Below are 17,807 nucleotides of genomic sequence, written 5' to 3'. Positions count from 1 at the left end.
CGTGGGCGAAGCCGGTGGTGGCGCGCGGGGCGGTTGTCCACAACCTATGCGACGCCGCGCGAGCGACCAGTCCCCGGGGGCGGGGCCGCCGCGTCGGCTCAGGTCTGCCGCTGCGGCTCGTACGCCTCGGCGCTGAGTCCGAACGTCCAGGCCACGCCCTCGCGCGCGGTGCGCGTGCGCGGCGGCACCCGCAGCCAGTACGTGCGGGACGAACCGTCCGGCTCCGGTGTGGAGTTGACCACCTCGACCATCACCACCGGCTCGTCGCCCTCCAACTCGATGCGCCACAGCACCCCCGTCTCGTCCCGGTGCACCGGCTGGGCGCCGGACTCGCTGAGGTAGCGGTCGTACCCGTAGTGCTCCAGCATCACGCGGCGCAGTTCGGCGTTCTCCTCGGTGCGGATGCGCCGGGCGTCCAGCGTGCCGAGGCCCGCCAGGAAGTCGGCCGGCACCGGCATGCCCCGCCAGGCGTACAGGGCGAAGCCGTCGGGGTAGGCGAGGGCCGGGCCGTCGCCTCGGTCGAGCCGGCCCGCCTCGTCCCGGTGCAGCTCGCGGGGGCGTTCACTGATGACCGCCACGTTCTCGTACGGCCACCACCAGCCGGCCGCGCGGGCCACCGCGCTCACCCCGGCCAGCGCTTCGGTCCCGTCGAAGGCGGCCAGCCAGGCCGCGTCGTGCTGGCCCAGCACGGCCGACGCGAGGGCCAGCCGCACCGCCGTCTCCTGGGCCGCGCCCCGCTGTTCGTCCTGTGGCTCGCTCCGCTGCCCGTCCCGCTGTCCGATCTGTTGCTCGTCGGGTCCGGGCGCTGGCGCGTCGGTGTTCCCGCCGATCACCACGCCGGTGGCGCGCCCTTGATCGGGGCCGGCGAGGCCGGTGGTGATGCCGGCGCGGACGCGGTCGGTCAGGCCCCGCGACAGCTCCCACAGGGGCGCCGAGGTCAGCGCCCACCGCGCGGCCCATCCCCGCGGGCCGAGTTCGGTGAGCACGCGCCGCCGCTCGGCCTCCCATGGCCTGCTGCGGACCGCCTCGCGCACCGAACGGCCCGGCCGCGGCGCTTCCGGGTCGACACCCGCCGCGCGCAGCGTCCGCGCGGCGCGCGCCGCGACGTCGTCGGGCAGCGTCGCGCGCTGCCCGGTCAGCAACAGCACGGCCGCGGTGGCCACCAGGGGCGAGTCGGCCCACACCATCCGCTCGGGCTCGGCCAGGCCGGCCTGCCGGTAGGCCAGTCGCACGCCCGCCTCGGCGCCCGCGCGGTCCGCGCCAGCGGTGGCCGCGGCGACCGCGCGCCAGTCCGTCCCGCCCGCGCCGCTCGACGGCGCCGGCGTCCGCTGCTCGTCCACGGCCGACTGCCCGCCTGCGGTCCGCTGTTCCCCAGCGCTCCGCTGTTCCCCGACGGTGTTCGTCATCTTCCCGCTCCCCCTCTGTCGTTCGGTGTGTGTGTGGCGGTGCCGGGCCCGCGGCGGGCGGTGCCGCGCGGGCCACGGCCGCGTCGGCGGCTCAGTCCGCGACGACGCGCACCGCGCCCGGCGCGTACTCCCGCTGGCGCACCACGCGGTACCAGCCCTTCGGCAGCGGTATCGGCGCGTGCTCCTCGTGCACCACCCGGCCGCCTTCCGGGAGGTGCAGGTAGCCGGCGCCGCCCAACCCCGGCTCGCGGACCAGCGAGCCCGGTCCGACGACCGCGTGCGCGTGCCCGGTGACCTCGCCGAGGGCCAGGACCAGCCGGCCGCGCCCGTCCCGTGGCCGTGGGGGCAGGGCGGCCACGCTCGGTGGCAGGGCCTCGCGGGCCACCGGCACGATCAGGACGTCTCCCTGTCGGTACATGCGCTTCCTCCGTCGGGCGGTTGGGCCGAGGTGTTCCGGCGACGCTCACGACGTTAGGTGGGGGGTCTGACAATCGACCGCGCCCGCCGCCCACGGCCCGGCCCACCGGCCGCGCGCCCGACGCGACGGGGTCGGCGCCCGCCACCTGCCGCCCGCCGCCCGCTGGCCCGACTGTCAGTGCCGCTTGGTAGAACTCTTCGCAACGTCCCTCGCACGTCGCGCGAGCCGTACCGAACCCAGGAGATCCGCCCCATGACCGTTGAGCACCTGCAAGAACTGCACGGCCTGCCGACCTTCGTCTTCCCGTCCAAGGGCGAGTCGACGGAGTTGCCGGCCGCGGAGGTCGTCGCCTGGTCGATCGCCGCGTCGCCGTACAGCGACGAGACGGAGGAGTTCACCGAGGTCTTCGAGCGGTTCCTGTCGACCGTGGAGGTCGCCAAGGTGCGTGCGCTGATCATCGGCCAGTGGGGCGAGCCGTACGACAACAGCTCCGACGACGTGGTCGAGCTGCTGGTGGCCGCGAAGGACCGGCTGACCTCCCTGGAGGCCCTGTTCATCGGGGACCTGGAGGCCGAGGAGGCGGAGATCTCCTGGATCGAGCAGGGCGACGTGACGCCCGTGTTGGCCGCCTATCCGCGACTGCGTGAGCTCGGCGTGCGCGGGGGCACGGGGCTGCGGTTCCCCGCGGTCGAGCACGAGGCGTTGCGCACGCTGACCTTCGAGGCCGGCGGGCTGCCCGGTGAGGTGGTGCGCGGCGTGGTCGCCAGCGACCTGCCGGCCCTGGAGTACCTGGAGATGTGGTTGGGCGTGGAGGAGTACGGCGGCGACGCCACGGTCGCCGACCTGGCGCCGCTGCTCGACGGTGGCCGCTTCCCGCGCCTGCGCCACCTCGGGCTGCGGAACAGCGAGATCCAGGACGAGATCGCCACGGCCGTGGCCGCCGCGCCCGTGGTGGCCCAGCTCGCCTCGCTCGACCTCTCGTTGGGCGTGCTCAGCGACGCGGGCGCCCTCGCGCTGCTGGACGGGCAGCCGCTCACCCATCTCAAGTGGATCGACCTGCACCACAACTTCGTCACCGAGGACGTGGCCAACCGGCTGCGCGCGGCCTGGGAGCCGGCCGGGGTCGAGGTCGACCTCTCGGAGACCGGCGACTCGTGGGAGGACGGCGACGAGATCCACCGCTACACGGCGGTCGCCGAGTGACGTACGCGCCCACCCGCCGTCAGGCGCCGCCGCGTCCCGGGCATCGGCCGGCCGGCGCGTGCCGTACGGCAGGCGCGTGACGCGCCAGGGGCGCGGGCTCGCCGCCCGCGCCGCGCGCCGCGCGGCCCGGTGGACCCGCGGGGTCGGCCGGGCCCGGAACAGCACAGCCCGGGTACGGGGCGAAGAACAGGGAGGTGAGCCGCCATCGCCACGTCGTACGCGTCGGATGAGCGGGGTCCGCGCTTCGCGGTCGTCGGAGTGCGGGACGGCCGGCGGGTAGCGCTGTTCGCCGCCGCCGCCCGTGCCGCGGGGCTCGCCGCCCCGCGCGTGGTGGACTGGTCCCGGGTGCTGCGTGCGGGGGCCGTCTTCGCGCCGGGCGAGACCGTGCGGATCGACTCGCCGGGCGAGGACGTGTCCACGGAGCGCGCGCTGCGCGGCGTCGACGATCCGACCCGGGTGGAGGGCACGGCCCGCTGGTACGCGCGGTTCACCTCGGCCACGGCGGAGGTGGCCGGCGCGGCGCGGGCGGCGGGGGCTCAACTCCTCGACGATCCCGACGAGTTGGCCGTGCTGTTCGACAAGCGGCGCTGCCATGGTGTGCTGCGGGCGGCCGGCGTGCCGGTGCCGCCGTCGCCGACCTCGCCCGCGCCGGCGGCTCCCCCGCGGGTGCGGTCATCACTCCCGGTTGGCGGGGCCGGCGCGGTCGAGCCCGCGGGGCCCTGCGCGCCCGTGCGCGGCTGGGACGACGTGCGCGCGTTGCTCGCCGGGCCGGGCGGGCTGCGGCGCGCCTTCGTGAAGCTCGCGCACGGCTCGTCGGCCTCCGGCGTGCTGGCCGTCGAGTGGGCCGGGCCCGGTCGGGTGTCCGCCAGGACCTCGGTGGAGCGCTCCCCCGACGGCCGGCTGTTCAACTCGCTGCGCGTGCGCCGCTACGCCACCGAGGCGGAGGTCGCCGCCTTGGTGGACGCGCTCGCGCCGGACGGGCTGCACGTCGAGCGTTGGCTGCCGAAGGCGTCGCAGCGCGGGCGCGCCGCCGACCTGCGGATCGTGGTGGTCGGCGGGCGGGCCACGCACGCCGTGGTGCGTACCAGCCGGTCCCCGATGACCAATCTGCACCTGGGCGGGGCGCGCGGCGAGTTGGCCGCCGCCCGGGCCGCGACCGAGGCCGCCGGCGTGGCCTGGGGCGAGGTGCTGGGCCTGGCCGAGCGCGCCGCCGCCTGCTTCCCGAGCACCCTGTGCGTCGGCGTCGACGTGCTGCCCGGCACGGGCTGGCGGCGCTTCGCCGTCGGCGAGGTCAACGCCTTCGGCGACCTGTTGCCCCGGCTGACCGGCCTGCCCGGCAGCGGCGCCGAGGGGCTCGACACCTACGGGGCGCAGATCGCCGCCGTCACGACGAAGGAGCACCACCACCATGCCACCCGCTGACCCCGCAGGTCAGGGCCTCCGCGCGGCCTCGGTCGCCCCGGAGCGCGACAACCCCGGCTGTCCGGGCCCGAGCTGGGGCCCGCCCGAGCCGCGCGACGAGGCGCCGCACCTCGTCGAGCCGGACATGAACGCCGTCGTGGGCAGCCACGACCTCCTCCTGGTCACCCTGGACACGCTGCGCTACGACGTGGCCGTCGACCTGCTGGCCCGTGGCCGGCTGCCGCACCTGGCACGCCACCTGCCCGGCGGTCGCTGGGAGCGCCGACACGCCCCCGGAAGCTTCACCTACGCCTCCCACCAGGCGATGTTCGCGGGCTTCCTGCCCACGCCGGCCGCCCCGGGGCCGCACCCGCGGCTGTTCGCGGCGCGCTTCGCGGGCAGCGAGACCACCGCGGACGGCACGTACGTCTTCGACGCTCCCGACCTGGTGTCGGGCCTCGCCGCCGCGGGCTACCACACGGCCTGCGTCGGCGGCGTGGGCTTCTTCAACAAGGGCGGCGCGCTCGGCTCGGTGCTGCCCGGCCTCTTCCGGGAGAGCCACTGGGAGCCCGAGTTCTCCGTGGCCTCGCCCACGTCGTTCGAGGCGCAGGTGGCCCGCGCCGAGCAGGTCGTGGCCCGCACCCCCGCCGAGCAGCCGCTGTTCCTCTTCGTCAACGTCTCCGCGCTGCACCAACCCAACTGGTTCCACCTGCCGGGCGCCACGCGCGAGGCGGGCGACTCGTGGGAGACGCACGCCGCCGCGCTGGAGTACGTCGACCGGCACATCGGCCGCCTGCTGGCCGCCGCGAGCAGCCGCCGCCGCTGCTTCGCCATCATCTGCTCCGACCACGGCACGGCGTACGGCGACGGCGGCTACACCGGCCACCGGCTCGCCCACGACGTCGTCTGGACCGTGCCGTACACCCACTTCTTCCTTGAGGGCCCATGACCGTCACCATCCCGCTCAGCAAGCCCGGCACCCCGACCGATCCGGCCGCCCCGACCGGCTCGCCGTACCAGTCGTACGTCTACGGCTACCCGCACAAGACCGCGTACGAGGCGCTGGAACCCCGTCCCGCGCTGCGGGAGCTGTGGGCGGGCGAGGACCGCGGGGCGTTGTCGCTGTACGCGCACATACCGTTCTGCGAGGTCCGCTGCGGCTTCTGCAACCTGTTCACCCGCATCGGCGCGCCCGACGGTCTCACCGGCGCCTACCTCGACGCGCTGGAGCGGCAGGCGCGCGCCGTGCGCGAGGCGCTGGACGAGGGGGGTGACGCGCCGCGGTTCGCGAACGCCGCGTTCGGCGGCGGCACGCCGACGTTCCTGACCGCCGCCGAACTCAGCCGGCTGTGCGACATCGCCGAGCAGCGGATGGGTGCCGACCTGCGGGCCGTTCCGCTGTCGGTCGAGGCGTCGCCGGCGACGGTGACCGCGGACCGGCTCGCGGTGCTCGCCGAGCGCGGGACCACCCGACTGAGCCTCGGCGTGCAGACCTTCGTCGAGGCCGAGGCCCGGGCCGCCGTCCGGCCGCAGCGCCGCGCGGACGTGGAGGCGGCCCTCGGCCGGGTGCGCGACGCCCGCATACCCGTGCTCAACATCGACCTGATCTACGGCATCACGGGCCAGACCGAGCAGTCCTGGCAGCACTCCCTCGACGCGGCGCTCGCCTGGCGGCCCGAGGAGCTGTACCTGTACCCGCTCTACGTCCGGCCGCTGACCGGCCTCGGCCGGGGCGGCACCGGGGCGGACCCGGCCTGGGACGAGCAGCGGCTGCGGCTCTACTGGTACGGCCGTGACACGTTGCTGGCCAGCGGTTATGAGCAGACGTCGATGCGGATGTTCCGGCGTCGCGGTGCGCCGGTCGTCGGCGACGACGAGTACGCCTGTCAGCGCGACGGCATGGTGGGCCTGGGGTGCGGTGCCCGCTCGTACACCTCGCGGCTGCACTACTCCTTCGACTACGCCGTGGACATGCGCGAGATCCGGGGCATCGTCGACGACTACGTGGCGCGGCCCGCCGACGCGTTCGCGCGGGCGACGCACGGCCGTTGGATGGACGAGGACGAGCGCCGGCGCCGCCACGTGTTGCAGTCGGTGCTCCAGGCCGAGGGGATGGTGGTGGCCGACTACCGGCAGCGGTTCGGCACCGAGCCCGGCGCGGACTTCGCGGCCGAACTGGCCCGGTGTGCCGAGCGCGGCTGGCTCGACGAGGGCGCCGGGCCCGAGGTGTTGCGACTGTCCGCCGAGGGGCTGGCGCACTCCGACGCGCTCGGGCCGCTGCTGTTCTCGCCCGCCGTGCGCGCCGCCATGGCCGCCTACGAGCCCAAGTGAGGAGCGCGCACATGCGAGAGGAGTCGGCGACCGGCGCCGGATCCGGGCCGTGCGAGGGCGCGGGCACGGAGCTGACCGTGCTCTACCGGGGGCCGCTCGCCTCCTGCGACTACGACTGTCCGTACTGCCCGTTCGCCAAGCGCCGCGACTCCCGCGAGCAGTTGCGCGCCGACCGGGCGGCCCTGGAGCGCTTCACCGGCTGGGCCGCCGAACGCGCCGAGGACAGGCTGTCGCTGCTGTTCACGCCGTGGGGCGAGGGGCTGGTCCGCTCCTGGTACCGGCGCGCGCTCACAGAGCTGAGCCACCTGCCACACGTGCGCCGGGTGGCGATCCAGACCAATCTGAGCTGCCGCACCGACTGGCTGGGCGCGGCGGACCTGGACGCGCTGGCGCTGTGGTGCACCTACCACCCGGGGCAGACGCCGTACGAGCGGTTCGTGGCCAAGTGCGGCGAGTTGGTCGAGCGCGGGGTGCGGTTCAGCGTCGGCATCGTGGGACTGCCCGAGCACCTGGCGGCGGCGCACCGACTGCGGGCCGCGCTGCCCGCGCACGTCTACCTGTGGGTGAACGCGGCCGAGGGGCGCGCGTACACCGATGCCGAGGCCGAGCGGTGGACCGCGATCGACCCGCTATTCGGCTACAGCCGGCACCCGCACGTCAGCGCCGGCCTGCCCTGTCGAACGGGCTCCTCGGTCATCTCGGTGGACGGCGACGGCACGGTACGCCGCTGCCACTTCGTCCGCGACGCGTTGGGCAACCTCTACGACGGGTCCTACCGGGCGGCGCTGCGCCCGCGCCCGTGCACGCGGACGGTGTGCGACTGCCACATCGGCTACGTCCACCTGGAGACGCTGCCGCTGTACGACGTGTTCGCCGGCGGCGTGTTGGAGCGGATACCGGCGCGGACACCGGCGTCGGGCGCGGTGCCGGTGCCGCTCGGCCCGACCAGGCTCACCGCTTGACGCCCACGCCCCCGTAGAAGGCGACCCGGCTGTCCTCCGCCGCGGCGGCGGGGTCCTCCGGTTGCCATCGCGACGCCTGCACGACCCCGGGCTCCAGCAGGTCGAGCCCCGCGAACAGGGCCTCGACGGCCGGCCGGTCGCGCAGGTGGAGGGATGCGGTGGCGGCCCGGTAGACCTCGCTGGCGTCGCCGCCCGCGCGGTGGAAGTCGCCCGTGCCGTGGCTGAGGACGAGGTAGCTGCCGGCGGGCAGCGCGTCCCGCAGCGCGGCGACGATGCCGGCCGGGTCCTCCTCGTCCTTGACGAAGTGCAGGACGGCGAGGAGCAGTACGGCCACCGGCTGATCGAAGTCGATCAGCTTGCGGACGGTGGGGTGGTCGAGGATGTGGCGCGGCTGCCGGGCGTCGGCCAACAGGAAGCCGACGCCCGGCGTGTTGGTCAGCCTGGCCTCGGCGTGGGTGGCCACGATCGGGTCGTTGTCGACGTAGGCCACGCGGACGTCGGGGGCGATCTGGCGGGCCGCCTCGTGCGTGTTGGGCGAGGTGGGGATGCCGGTGCCGATGTCGATGATCTGCCGCACGCCCTGTCGCACCACGTGTTGCACGGCGCGGAGCAGGAACCGCCGGTTGGCGCGGGCGCTGGGGCGGGCCTCGGGGGCCATGGCTATGACGCGCTCGGCCGCCTCGCGGTCGATCTCGTAGTTGTCTTTTCCGCCGAGGTAGTAGTCGTACATGCGGGCCGGGTGTGGCCTGCTGGTGTCGATCCCGTGGATCGAGGGGCCCTGCTCAACCATGCCGTGCTCCGCTCGGTGCCGATGCCTGTGGTGTCGCCGCACGCGCTCGCCCGTGCCCCGCCTCGCCGGCGCTGACGGCCGGCGAGGCGGTGCGGTCAGGCGAGGAGGAAGTCGGCGTCACCGGCCTTCGCGCCCTGGATGAACCGCGCGATCTCGTGGTGGCTGTAGATCAGGGCGGGGCCGTCGGGATCGGTGGACTGGCGCAGCGCGATCCGGCCGTCGCCGAGGCGCATGGCCTCCACGCAACTTCCCCCGTTGCCCCCGCTCCAGGGCTTGTGCCAGCCTTCGGTGCCGAGGTCGGTGGCGGGCATGCCGTTGTAGATGCGATCCATGGTTCAGATCTCCTTGCGAATGCCACCGAGGATCGACTCGGTGGTCTGTGCTGGCGCGGCTTGCGCGCACATCCGGTCCAGGGCCTCCAGGAACATCGACACGTCATCGCGCTGGTCGAAGTAGACGGCGCCGACGAGGCTCTCCGAGTACGCGATGTCGGGAAGTTCCGGGATCGGGAACCGGAAGATGTGGAAGGGGCCGTACATGGCCGGGTGTGGCCCGGCGTCGAACGGCATGACCTGGAGCCGGACGTTGGGCATGGCGGTGGCCTCGATGAGGCGCGCGAGTTGGTCGCGCATCACGCCGGGTCCGCCGATCGGCCGCCGCAGCACCGTCTCGTCGAGCACGGCCCACAGCAGCGGTGGGTTCTCGCGGGTGAGCAGCGCCTGGCGTTCCTTGCGCAGCGCGACGCCGCGGTCGATGTCCGCCTCGGAGGCGTGGGGCATGCCGGCGCGGAGCACGGCGCGCGTGTAGTCCTCGGTCTGCAGCAGGCCGGGGATGTAGTGCGGCTCGTAGGCGCGGATGAGGTTGGCCTCGACCTCCAGGCTGACGAAGGCGCTGAACCAGTCCGGCAGCACGTCGCGGAACCGGTGCCACCATCCGGGCTGGTTGGCCTCGCGGGCCAGCGCGAGGAAGCCTTCGACCTCTTCCTGGTCACTCACGCCGTAGGTGGTCAGCAGCTTCTCGACGTACGGGATCTTCAGGCCGACCTCGGCCTTCTCCATCCGGCGGATCGTGGCGTGGGTGACGTCGAGCGCACGACCGGCCTGCTCGTAGCTGAGCCCGGCCTTCTCCCGCAGGTCCTGCAGGCGCCTGCCGAGCACCACGCGCAAGACGGTCGGGGCACCGCCTCCCGACCGTGCGTCTGCCACTGCCGTTCCCCTTCCAAGCGCCGTCACGGGTAAGCAGTCTGTCATGTGCTCAGCTCACCGAACAGACTGCTCTTACGATTCTGCAATTTACAGATTGAAGCTTGCCATTCGTCACTGACGGGCCGCATAGTTGCGGCGTGGCCACTTCATACGACGGTCTCTGGTTAGGACGCCCGGGCGGCGCGGTCGCCCAACGCCTTCAGGACGCGTTCCATCTGCCGGCGCTCAGCACCTCCGTCGCTGAGGCACGCAAGCGGGTTCTGGCCCGGCTGGCCGAGTGGGGTGCCCACGACGAACTGCGGGACGACGCCCAACTCGTCGTATCGGAGCTGTTCACCAACGCGGTGCGGCACACCAACAGCGACCGGGTCCGCTGCGAACTGCGCGTCTTCGCCGACCGACTGCGGGTCGAGGTGGCGGACCAGGGGCGCGAGCACGCCACGCTGTGCCCCCGCGAGAGCGGCTGGGAACAGGAGGGCGGACGCGGGCTGATGCTCGTGGAGGCGCTGTCCGACTCCTGGGGCGTGCGCCCGCGCGAGGGCGGCCAGGGCCGGGCGGTCTGGGCCTATCTGCCGACCGCCGGCCTGCCGGCGCAGTCCGCGGGGCTCCCGGACCGGCCCGCCGGCTCCTCCCCCCTGTGGGCCTGACGGACCCGCCCCTGTCTGAACGCGCCTGGCGGGCCTGCACCTTCCGGGCCTGACGGGCCCGCCCCCGCACGACGCGGGACCGCGGGGCTCCGACGCCGGAGCCCGCCCGACGGGGCCCACCCCCGGCGCCGACGAAGCGCGAGCCCGCGCCCGGGAGGGCGCCCCGCGCTACCCCGGAGCGCCGGTCGCGGACTAGAGCGGCAGCAGGTCGGGCCGCTTGGGCTCGACGTGGTCGCCGGAGGACTCGCCGCGCAGCCGGCGGCCGATCCAGGGGACCAGGTGCTCGCGCGCCCAGTGGATGTTGTCCCGGCGCACGGCCGCGGCGGGGCGCTGGGCCAGCGGCGGCCAGGGCTGGTCGGGGTCGGCGCACACCTCGAGGCCGAGGACCTGCGCGGCGCGCAGGGCGACCCGGGTGTGGCCGTCGGGCGACAGGTGCAGGCGGTCATCGCTCCAGGCGCGCCGGTCCTGCACGGAGCGCAGCGACCACAGGTCGAGCACCGGGCAGTCGTAGCGGTCGGCGATGGCGCGCACGTGCGCCGTGTACGTCGCGATCTTCCCGCGTAGATGCCGCAGCACCGGCACGTCGCGCGTGTCGAAGCCGGTGCACACCAGCACGGTGCCCACGGACGACGCGAGCTTGGCCACCGCCGCCTCGTACCGGCTGGCGACGTCGTCCGGGTCGCTGCCCGGTCGCAGGATGTCGTTGCCGCCCGCGCAGAACGACACGAGCTCGGGCCCCAGCTCAAGGACGCGCGGCACCTGCTCCTCGACGATCTGGTCGAGGAGTCGGCCGCGGACGGCGAGGTTGGCGTAGCGGAAGTCGTGCTCGGCGCGTTGGTCCGACAGCAGGACGGCGAGCCGGTCGGCCCAGCCTATGAAGGCCCCGTCGGGACCCGGGTCGCCGACGCCTTCGGTGAAGCTGTCTCCGACGGCCGCGTACGACTCGAACGCGTCACTGGTATTGGTCTTCGAATCGGCTGCCACGTCCGCACATCCTCCTCCGTGTGAAGTGACCTACGCCACCGTAACCATGGGTTGACGTGGGGTGATCTATCCCACTGGATCTCTTACATAAAGCTGGAATAAGGATCTGCGCCGGCGATGACAAGGTGCGGGCGCGGCCGAAATGATGGGGTGCCGGACCCGTACCGTAGGGTCGGCCCCCAGCCTCTCGTTGACCACCGCAGGCACACCCGCACCGAGGAGCAGCCGTGACACAGCAGATCCCGCACGCCTCCCCCAACACCCCGGACGAGACGGAACCGCGCCTGTCGGGGGTCAGGAACTTCCGGGACGTGGGCGGCCTGCCGACGATCGACGGCCGGCGGGTGCGGTCGGGCGTGCTCTTCCGCAGCGGCCACCTCGCCCACGCGACCGAGGAGGACGCGGCGTTCCTGGCCACGCTGGGCCTGCACACCATCTTCGACTTCCGCAACGCCGCCGACATCAGGGTCGAGGGACCCGACGTCGCGCTCCCCGGCGTCCGCAACGTCAACATCCCGCTGACCGACCCGGCCGAGGGCGCCGAGTTCTGGTCCATGGTCTTCCACGGCGACATCGAGCAGCTCCGGGCCGAACTCTCCGACGGCCAGGCCGCCGGCCGGATGATCGCCTCGTACCGCACGATGGTCACCACGCGCACCGCCGAACACGCCCGCGTGCTGGCCGCGCTGGCCGATGACAGCGTGCCGGCGCTCATGCACTGCGCGGCCGGCAAGGACCGCGCGGGCCTGTCGATCGCCATCACCCTGCTCGCCGTCGGCGTCACCCCCGAGGCGATCGAGGCCGACTACCTGGCGTCGGCGGCGGCGCACCGCCGCTACAAGGTGCGGCGGCACAGCGACTCCGCCGAGGCCATGTCGCCGGAGGTGCTCGAACTCATCGGCCCCCTCTTCGACGCGCGGGCCAGCTACCTGGCGGCGGCGTTCGAGGCGATCGAGACGACCTGGGGCGACACCGAGCGCTATCTCACCGAGGGACTCGGCCTCACCCCCGCGCTGCGGGGGCGGCTGCGCGAGCGACTGCTGACCGACTGACCGCCGGCGCGCGCGGAGCCCGTGCCGGGGCGCGCGCCCGGCGCGGCCACCCGCGCTCATCGACTGGCGACGGCTTGCTTCACGAGGGTCTTGCCGAACTCCCACAGCAGGCCGCCTCCGTCGTGCGCGTCGTCCATGACGTCCGTGAACGCCGCCACGAAGCGGTCCACCTCCGGCTCGCCGATGATCAACGGCGGGATCAGCTTGATCACTTCCAGGTGGTCGCCGGAGACCTGGGTCAGGATGCGGTGCCGGTGCAGCAGCGGCGCCACCACCAACTGCGCGAACAGCCCCTTCCGCGCGGCCTGGAGCATCGTCCAGCGGCTGCGCAGCTTCAGCGAGGTGGGCCGGCCGAACTCGATGCCGATCATCAGCCCCCGGCCGCGCACCTCGTGCAGCAGTTCGTAGCGCGGCACGAGCGCGGCGAGCCGTTCGCGGAGCAGGTCTCCGGTGCGCCGGGCGCGGGCCACGACGTCCTCCTGCTCCATGACCGCGAGGGTGGCCAGGCCGGCCGCCATGGCCTGGGCGTTGGAGCCGAAGCTCGCGGAGTGCACCAGCACCCGGTCCATCGAGGAGTAGACCCGCTTGAAGATCCAGTCCTTGCCGAGGGTCGCCCCCACCGGCACGTAGCCGCCGGACAGCGCCTTGGCCACGCACACCAGGTCGGGCTCGACGCCGTCCTCGTGCTGGTAGCCGAAGAAGTCCCCGGTGCGCCCCATGCCGGTCTGCACCTCGTCGGCGATGAGCAGCGCCTTGTGCCGGTGCAGCAGGTCCTGGGCGGAGCGCAGGTAGCCGGGCGGGGCCGCGAGCACGCCCTTGCCCTGGATCGGCTCGACCACCAGGGCGGCCACGTCGCCCCGCCGCAACTCCCGCTCCAGGGCGGCCAGATCGCCGAGCGGCACCGCCGTGTCGGGCAGCAGCGGCGCGAACCCGTCGCGGAAGCCGTCCTCGCCGTTGACCGAGAGCGCGCCGGTGGTCAGCCCGTGGAAGGCGTGCGGGCAGTACAGCACCCGGGGCTTGCGGGTGGCGTACCGGGCGAACTTGAGCGCCGTCTCGACCGCCTCGGTGCCGCTGTTGCCGAAGAAGACCCGGTCCAGGTGCGGGGCGTGCGCCAACAGCCGCTCGGCGAGGAGTCCGGGCAGCGGCTGGCAGTCGAAGCGGGTGAGGTCGGCCAGGCCCGCGTCCAGGACGTCGTGCAGCGCCTTGCGGACCACGGGGTGGTGGCGGCCGAGGCCCATCACCCCGAAGCCGGCGAGCATGTCCAGGTAGTCCTGGCCGTCGGCGTCCCAGAAGTACGCGCCCTCGGCCCGCTCGTAGACCTTGTCGAAGCCGATGGTGTGCAGCATGCGCGGCAGTTGGTGGTTCAGGTACCGGGCGTGCAGTGCGTAGCGTTCGGCCCCGCGCTCCGTGAGGAGTCTGCCGAGGTCGAAGCCCGTCGATTCGGCCACTGTCATGCCCCTGCCCCTTCGTGTGTGCGTCGCTCGTCCCGCCCCGCCGGCCGGTGCGGGCCGCGGGCCGGCCCTCCGGGGGCGGGCGCCGGCCCCCGCTCGGGGTGGGTGCCCGACGCCCGCGCCGGTGGCCTCACTTGTTGGCCGACACCGTTTCCCTGGCCGCGCGCAGCGACTCCTTGAGGGAGCCCATGGTGGCGAGCACCGCCGTGGGCTCGTACCCGCAGTGCGCCATGCAGTTGTCGCAGCGCGGGTCCTTGCCGCGGCCGTACTTGTCCCAGTCCGTCTCCTCGATCAGCTTCTGGTACGTGGTCACGTACCCGTCGCTCATCAGGTAGCACGGGCGCTGCCAGCCGAACAGCGAGTAGTTGGGGATGCCCCAGGCCGTGCACGGGAAGTCGGTCTTGCCCTCCAGGAAGTCCAGGAAGAGCGGGCTGTGGTTGAGCCGCCAGCGGCGGCGGTTGCCGCCGGCGAACGCCTTGCGGAACAGTTCCCTGGTCTGGCCGACGCCCAGGAAGTGCTCCTGGTCCGGCGCCTTCTCGTAGGCGTAGGCGGGCGAGATCATCATCTCGTCCACCTTGAGGTCGTCGTTGAGATAGTTGAGCACCTCGATGATGTTCTGCGGGGTGTCGGTGTTGAAGAAGGTCGAGTTGGTGGTGACCCGGAAGCCGCGCCGCTTGGCCTCCTTGATCGCCTCCACCGCCTCGTCGAACACCCCCTCCTTGGCGACCGACTCGTCGTGCCGCTCGCGCAGGCCGTCGATGTGCACGGTGAAGGCGAAGTAGGGCGAGGGGGTGAACTTGTGCAGCTTCTTGCGGAGCAACACCGCGTTCGTGCAGAGGAAGACGTACTTCTTGCGCTTGACCAACTGGCGGACGATCTCGTCGATCTGCGGGTGCATGAGCGGCTCGCCGCCGGCGAGGGAGACCATCGGGGCCCCGGACTCCAGCACCGCGCCGACCGCCTGCGCCACCGGCATCCGCTGCTTGAGCACCCCGGCCGGGTGCTGGATCTTGCCGCACCCCTCGCAGGAGAGGTTGCACGCGTACAGCGGTTCCAACTCCACGATCAGCGGGAACTTCTCCCGCCGCCGGATCACTTTCTGTTCAAAGAGATACGTCCCGACCCGGATGGTCTGACGAAGCGGCATGGCCATCTAGCTCACCTCCTGGAGAGCGGTAACGAACGGTGCCATTGGCAGAAAGCAGGAAGGATCGAGCGGAGCACCCGGAAGGCGGATATTCCACCGCGCAGGGTGCCGATGCGGACCAGCTCATGCTCTGGAGCGTCCACGACCACCCGAACGGCCGCAACCGGGCGCGGGCCCGCCCGCACGGCGGTACGCAGCGTCGCCGCGGACTCCATGTCCACGGCGACGGCCCCGGTCGCCCGCAGCCGGGCGCGCTCGGCGCCGCGCACCACGTGGTCGGAGCCGGCCACCGGGCCCGTGTGCACGGCGGGCGCGGGGCCGCGCCAGGAGCGCCGGCAGAGTTCGGCCAGGGCCCTGGCGAGCACCTCGGTGCCGGTGCACTCGGTGCTGCCCGCGTGGTCGCGGGTCTGGTCGGCGACGACGAGGTCGCCGGGGTGCATCCCCGGGGCCAGCCCGGCGCAGAACCCGGTGGCGATGACGGCCGCCGGGCCCGGGCCCCGTACCGGCCGGTGACCGGCCGCCGGACCCGGGCCCGGCGGATGCCCCGGGGGGCCGGCGTCACCCGCTTCCGGGCGTCCTGGCCCCGGCCCGGCCGCCGTGGCCAGGACGCGCTCCATCGAACGCTCGGCCGCCCGCGGGCCCATCCCGGTGCGCAGCAGCACCACGGGGCCCGCGGCGGCGCCGCGGTCGCCGCCGCGCAGCGCGAGCCGCTCGATGCCGAGCGCGCAGACCACCAGGAGCGGCGAGGCCACGCCCGGGTCCGCGGCGGAGGCGTCCGCCATCAGGTCCCCTGCCGTTCCGCCCCGAACGGCTGTGCGTGGATGTAGCGGCCGAGCGCGGTGATCGGGAAGACCATCCGGTACAGGTGGTAGTTGATGGAGAAGTCCCACGGGAAGCCGGTGCCGGTGAAGTACGGCTCGTCCCAACCGCCGTCCGGGCGCTGGGTCTCCACCAGCCAGGCGATCCCGCGCCGCACGCACTCGCTCTCCCGCTCGCCGGCCGCCAGCAGCGCCAGCAGCGCCCACGCGGTCTGCGAGGCGGTGGACTCGCCGCGGCCCACCCACGCGCGCTCCCGGTACGAGCGCTGGTCCTCGCCCCAGCCGCCGTCCTCGTTCTGCACGCTCTCCAGCCAGCTCACGGCCCGCCGGATGCTCGCGTGCGTGGTGGGGATGCCGGCGAGTACGAGGGCGGGCACCACGGAGCCGGTGCCGTAGAGGTAGTTGGTGCCCCAGCGGCCGAACCAGGCACCGTTCGGCTCCTGTTCGGCCAGCAGCCAGTCGATGCCGCGCTGGGTGCGCGGGTCGCCCCGCTCGCCGAGCGCCACCAGCATCTCCACCACGTGCGCGGTGACGTCGGCCGACGGCGGGTCGATGACCTCACCGAAGTCGCAGAACGGCAGCTTGTTGGGGAACGGGCTCACGTTGTCCGCGTCGAAGGCGCCCCAGGCCCCGTTGCTCGACTGCATGCCCAGGTTCCACTCGGCGCCGCGCTGGATGGCCCGCTCGACGCGCTGCGGGTCCGGGTGGCTGACCCGGCGCAGCGCGAGCACCACCTCGGCGGTGTCGTCGATGTCGGGGTAGTTGTCGTTGTGGAACTCGAACGCCCAGCCGCCGGGGCGCAGTTCGGGCCGGCGCACCGACCAGTCGCCCGGCTTGTACACCTGCTCGTCGAGCATCCAGTCCGCGGCGCGCACCAGGGCCGGGTGGTCGTCCGGCAGGCCCGCGTCCGCCAGCGCGATGGTGGCCAGGCAGGTGTCCCACACCGGCGACTGGCACGCCTCGACCATCCGGACCCGCTCCCCGTTCTCGTCCTCGCGCCAGACGGCGAACCGGTCGAGGGAGGCGAGGCCGGCCCGCAGCACCGGGTGCTCCAGGTCGTAGCCGAGGAGGTGCAGGGCGATCACCGAGTAGACGGCCGGTGGCTGGATGCCGCCCCAGCAGCCGTCGTTCTCCTGCCGTTCGATGATCCAGCGCGCGCAGGAGCGGATGGCGGCCCGGCGCAGCGGGCGGACGGCGACCTTGCGGTAGCTGTGCAGTGCCCGGTCGAGGCGCTGGAAGGCGCCGTCCCAGGTGGTGGCGGGGGCCAGCGGGCGCGGCGGGTTGGGCCGGCGCGGGTCGGTGTGCAGCTCGTCCAGCGCGAACGGCGCGGGGCGCACCGGGCGCTTGGCCGAGACGATGGTCAGCGGCACGATGGTCTGCCGCGCCCAGCAGCCGAAGTCGTAGATGTTGAGCGGCGCCCACCTGGGCAGGTAGATCAGCTCGGGCGGCAGCTCGGGCAGGTCGTCCCAGCTCCACCAGCCGAAGAGGGCGAGCCAGATGCGGGTGAAGACGCGGCTCGCGGCGATGCCGCCCGCCTCGCGCACCCACGCGGCGGCCGCGGCCAGGTGCGGCGCGTCCGGCTCGTCGCCCGCCAGGCGCAGCGCCACGTACGCCTCGACGGTCGCGGAGAGATCGGGCGGGCCGCCGTGGAAGGTGCCCCAGGTGCCGTCCGGGCGCTGCTGGGAGCGGATGTGGCGGGCCGCCGCCGCGGTGGTGGCTGGGTCCTGGATGCCGAGGAACTGGCGGAGCAGGAGGTCTTCGGCGTCCATGGTGACGTTGGTCTCCAGGTCACCTTTCCACCATCCCTCCTTGTCCTGGCGGGCCAGCAGGTGGTCGACGGCCCGGGCCGTCGCCTGCCGGGCCGCCGTTAAAACCGTGGTTGTTTCGACGACTGTCGCTGTCATGGCTTCCCCTTTCACAGTCCGTTCACTGCCGTGCTGGGGTTGCGTCGGAGGGCGCCGTGGCCGGCGCCCTCCGGCGACCGCGAGCTAG

Annotated in this window: 17 protein-coding genes; 7 read left to right on the top strand and 10 right to left on the bottom strand. The window is 73.7% G+C overall.

The features are described from left to right. Positions 1-98 precede the first annotated feature (98 nt). Both AC3CHW_RS30630 and AC3CHW_RS30625 read right to left on the bottom strand, forming a co-directional pair. Entirely contained in the window at positions 99-1,187 is a 1,089-nt protein-coding gene (locus tag AC3CHW_RS30630) for a DUF6745 domain-containing protein (protein ID WP_488471222.1), read from the bottom strand. 310 nt (positions 1,188-1,497) lie between these two features. Further along, positions 1,498-1,824, bottom strand: coding sequence for a hypothetical protein (locus AC3CHW_RS30625; protein ID WP_187064944.1), 327 nt, complete (start codon positions 1,822-1,824; stop codon positions 1,498-1,500). 252 nt (positions 1,825-2,076) lie between these two features. Between AC3CHW_RS30625 and AC3CHW_RS30620 the strand changes: the two genes are divergently transcribed. From AC3CHW_RS30620 to AC3CHW_RS30600, 5 genes are all read left to right on the top strand, one after another. Continuing rightward, on the top strand, positions 2,077-3,027 hold the full coding sequence (locus AC3CHW_RS30620) for an STM4015 family protein (protein ID WP_488468617.1): 951 nt from the start codon (positions 2,077-2,079) through the stop codon (positions 3,025-3,027). A gap of 204 nt (positions 3,028-3,231) precedes the next feature. After that, the gene (locus tag AC3CHW_RS30615; protein ID WP_488471221.1) at positions 3,232-4,449 is read left to right on the top strand and encodes an STM4014 family protein; all 1,218 of its coding nucleotides are present in this window, start codon (positions 3,232-3,234) and stop codon (positions 4,447-4,449) included. Positions 4,450-4,573: 124 nt separating this feature from the next. Beyond that, positions 4,574-5,377 carry an STM4013/SEN3800 family hydrolase gene (locus tag AC3CHW_RS30610; RefSeq protein ID WP_488471220.1) on the top strand — a complete coding sequence of 268 codons (804 nt, stop codon included), beginning with the start codon at positions 4,574-4,576 and terminating at the stop codon, positions 5,375-5,377. Further along, positions 5,374-6,759, top strand: a complete 1,386-nt coding sequence (locus AC3CHW_RS30605) for an STM4012 family radical SAM protein (protein WP_488468616.1) — start codon at positions 5,374-5,376, stop codon at positions 6,757-6,759. The genes AC3CHW_RS30610 and AC3CHW_RS30605 overlap by 4 nt, the downstream gene beginning before the upstream one ends. Positions 6,760-6,770: 11 nt before the next feature. Next, positions 6,771-7,721 carry an STM4011 family radical SAM protein gene (locus tag AC3CHW_RS30600; RefSeq protein WP_488468615.1) on the top strand — a complete coding sequence of 317 codons (951 nt, stop codon included), beginning with the start codon at positions 6,771-6,773 and terminating at the stop codon, positions 7,719-7,721. Here the strand turns inward: AC3CHW_RS30600 and AC3CHW_RS30595 are convergent. The 3 genes from AC3CHW_RS30595 to AC3CHW_RS30585 all read right to left on the bottom strand — a co-directional run bounded on the left by AC3CHW_RS30595 (position 7,711) and on the right by AC3CHW_RS30585 (position 9,716). Further along, entirely contained in the window at positions 7,711-8,511 is an 801-nt protein-coding gene (locus AC3CHW_RS30595; RefSeq protein WP_398609090.1) for an SAM-dependent methyltransferase, read from the bottom strand. The two genes, AC3CHW_RS30600 and AC3CHW_RS30595, sit on opposite strands and share 11 nt — an antisense overlap. A gap of 95 nt (positions 8,512-8,606) precedes the next feature. Further along, positions 8,607-8,843, bottom strand: a complete 237-nt coding sequence (locus tag AC3CHW_RS30590) for a DUF397 domain-containing protein (RefSeq protein WP_176160633.1) — start codon at positions 8,841-8,843, stop codon at positions 8,607-8,609. Between the two features lie 3 nt (positions 8,844-8,846). Further along, on the bottom strand, positions 8,847-9,716 hold the full coding sequence (locus AC3CHW_RS30585) for a helix-turn-helix domain-containing protein (protein ID WP_187064938.1): 870 nt from the start codon (positions 9,714-9,716) through the stop codon (positions 8,847-8,849). 137 nt (positions 9,717-9,853) lie between these two features. Here AC3CHW_RS30585 and AC3CHW_RS30580 point away from each other — a divergent pair, with 137 nt between their 5' ends. After that, entirely contained in the window at positions 9,854-10,363 is a 510-nt protein-coding gene (locus AC3CHW_RS30580) for an ATP-binding protein (RefSeq protein WP_398609091.1), read from the top strand. A gap of 192 nt (positions 10,364-10,555) precedes the next feature. Here AC3CHW_RS30580 and AC3CHW_RS30575 read toward each other — a convergent pair whose 3' ends face one another. Beyond that, complete coding sequence (locus tag AC3CHW_RS30575; protein ID WP_176160636.1) at positions 10,556-11,347, bottom strand: SGNH/GDSL hydrolase family protein; 792 nt, start codon at positions 11,345-11,347, stop codon at positions 10,556-10,558. Between the two features lie 227 nt (positions 11,348-11,574). On the opposite strand from AC3CHW_RS30575, the gene AC3CHW_RS30570 reads away from it, so the two are divergent. Further along, positions 11,575-12,399, top strand: a complete 825-nt coding sequence (locus AC3CHW_RS30570) for a tyrosine-protein phosphatase (protein WP_398609092.1) — start codon at positions 11,575-11,577, stop codon at positions 12,397-12,399. A gap of 56 nt (positions 12,400-12,455) precedes the next feature. Here the strand turns inward: AC3CHW_RS30570 and AC3CHW_RS30565 are convergent, their stop codons facing one another. The 4 genes from AC3CHW_RS30565 to shc all read right to left on the bottom strand — a co-directional run bounded on the left by AC3CHW_RS30565 (position 12,456) and on the right by shc (position 17,719). Beyond that, positions 12,456-13,853 carry an aspartate aminotransferase family protein gene (locus AC3CHW_RS30565; protein ID WP_488468614.1) on the bottom strand — a complete coding sequence of 466 codons (1,398 nt, stop codon included), beginning with the start codon at positions 13,851-13,853 and terminating at the stop codon, positions 12,456-12,458. Positions 13,854-13,980: 127 nt separating this feature from the next. Beyond that, positions 13,981-15,003: an adenosyl-hopene transferase HpnH gene (gene hpnH, locus AC3CHW_RS30560; protein ID WP_176160639.1), complete on the bottom strand. Its 1,023-nt coding sequence runs from the start codon at positions 15,001-15,003 to the stop codon at positions 13,981-13,983. A gap of 5 nt (positions 15,004-15,008) precedes the next feature. Next, positions 15,009-15,779 carry a 5'-methylthioadenosine/S-adenosylhomocysteine nucleosidase family protein gene (locus AC3CHW_RS30555; protein ID WP_488468613.1) on the bottom strand — a complete coding sequence of 257 codons (771 nt, stop codon included), beginning with the start codon at positions 15,777-15,779 and terminating at the stop codon, positions 15,009-15,011. After that, on the bottom strand, positions 15,779-17,719 hold the full coding sequence (shc, locus tag AC3CHW_RS30550) for a squalene--hopene cyclase (RefSeq protein ID WP_488468612.1): 1,941 nt from the start codon (positions 17,717-17,719) through the stop codon (positions 15,779-15,781). The genes AC3CHW_RS30555 and shc overlap by 1 nt, the downstream gene beginning before the upstream one ends. Between the last annotated feature and the right edge of the window lie 88 nt (positions 17,720-17,807).

It is taken from the genome of Streptomyces sp. MGP-BFMKR1 (assembly GCF_057766585.1).
The sequence above is the reverse complement of the archived record's forward strand: the minus strand, read 5'-3'. Positions and strand labels throughout refer to the sequence as shown.

Coding starts and splice junctions, on each gene's coding strand:
- AC3CHW_RS30630 (WP_488471222.1), bottom strand. CDS start 1,187: ATGGTGTGGGCCGACTCGCCCCTGGTGGCCACCGCGGCCGTGCTGTTG.
- AC3CHW_RS30625 (WP_187064944.1), bottom strand. CDS start 1,824: ATGTACCGACAGGGAGACGTCCTGATCGTGCCGGTGGCCCGCGAGGCC.
- AC3CHW_RS30620 (WP_488468617.1), top strand. CDS start 2,077: ATGACCGTTGAGCACCTGCAAGAACTGCACGGCCTGCCGACCTTCGTC.
- AC3CHW_RS30610 (WP_488471220.1), top strand. CDS start 4,574: ATGAACGCCGTCGTGGGCAGCCACGACCTCCTCCTGGTCACCCTGGAC.
- AC3CHW_RS30605 (WP_488468616.1), top strand. CDS start 5,374: ATGACCGTCACCATCCCGCTCAGCAAGCCCGGCACCCCGACCGATCCG.
- AC3CHW_RS30600 (WP_488468615.1), top strand. CDS start 6,771: ATGCGAGAGGAGTCGGCGACCGGCGCCGGATCCGGGCCGTGCGAGGGC.
- AC3CHW_RS30595 (WP_398609090.1), bottom strand. CDS start 8,511: ATGGTTGAGCAGGGCCCCTCGATCCACGGGATCGACACCAGCAGGCCA.
- AC3CHW_RS30590 (WP_176160633.1), bottom strand. CDS start 8,843: ATGGATCGCATCTACAACGGCATGCCCGCCACCGACCTCGGCACCGAA.
- AC3CHW_RS30565 (WP_488468614.1), bottom strand. CDS start 13,853: ATGACAGTGGCCGAATCGACGGGCTTCGACCTCGGCAGACTCCTCACG.
- hpnH (WP_176160639.1), bottom strand. CDS start 15,003: ATGGCCATGCCGCTTCGTCAGACCATCCGGGTCGGGACGTATCTCTTT.
- AC3CHW_RS30555 (WP_488468613.1), bottom strand. CDS start 15,779: ATGGCGGACGCCTCCGCCGCGGACCCGGGCGTGGCCTCGCCGCTCCTG.
- shc (WP_488468612.1), bottom strand. CDS start 17,719: ATGACAGCGACAGTCGTCGAAACAACCACGGTTTTAACGGCGGCCCGG.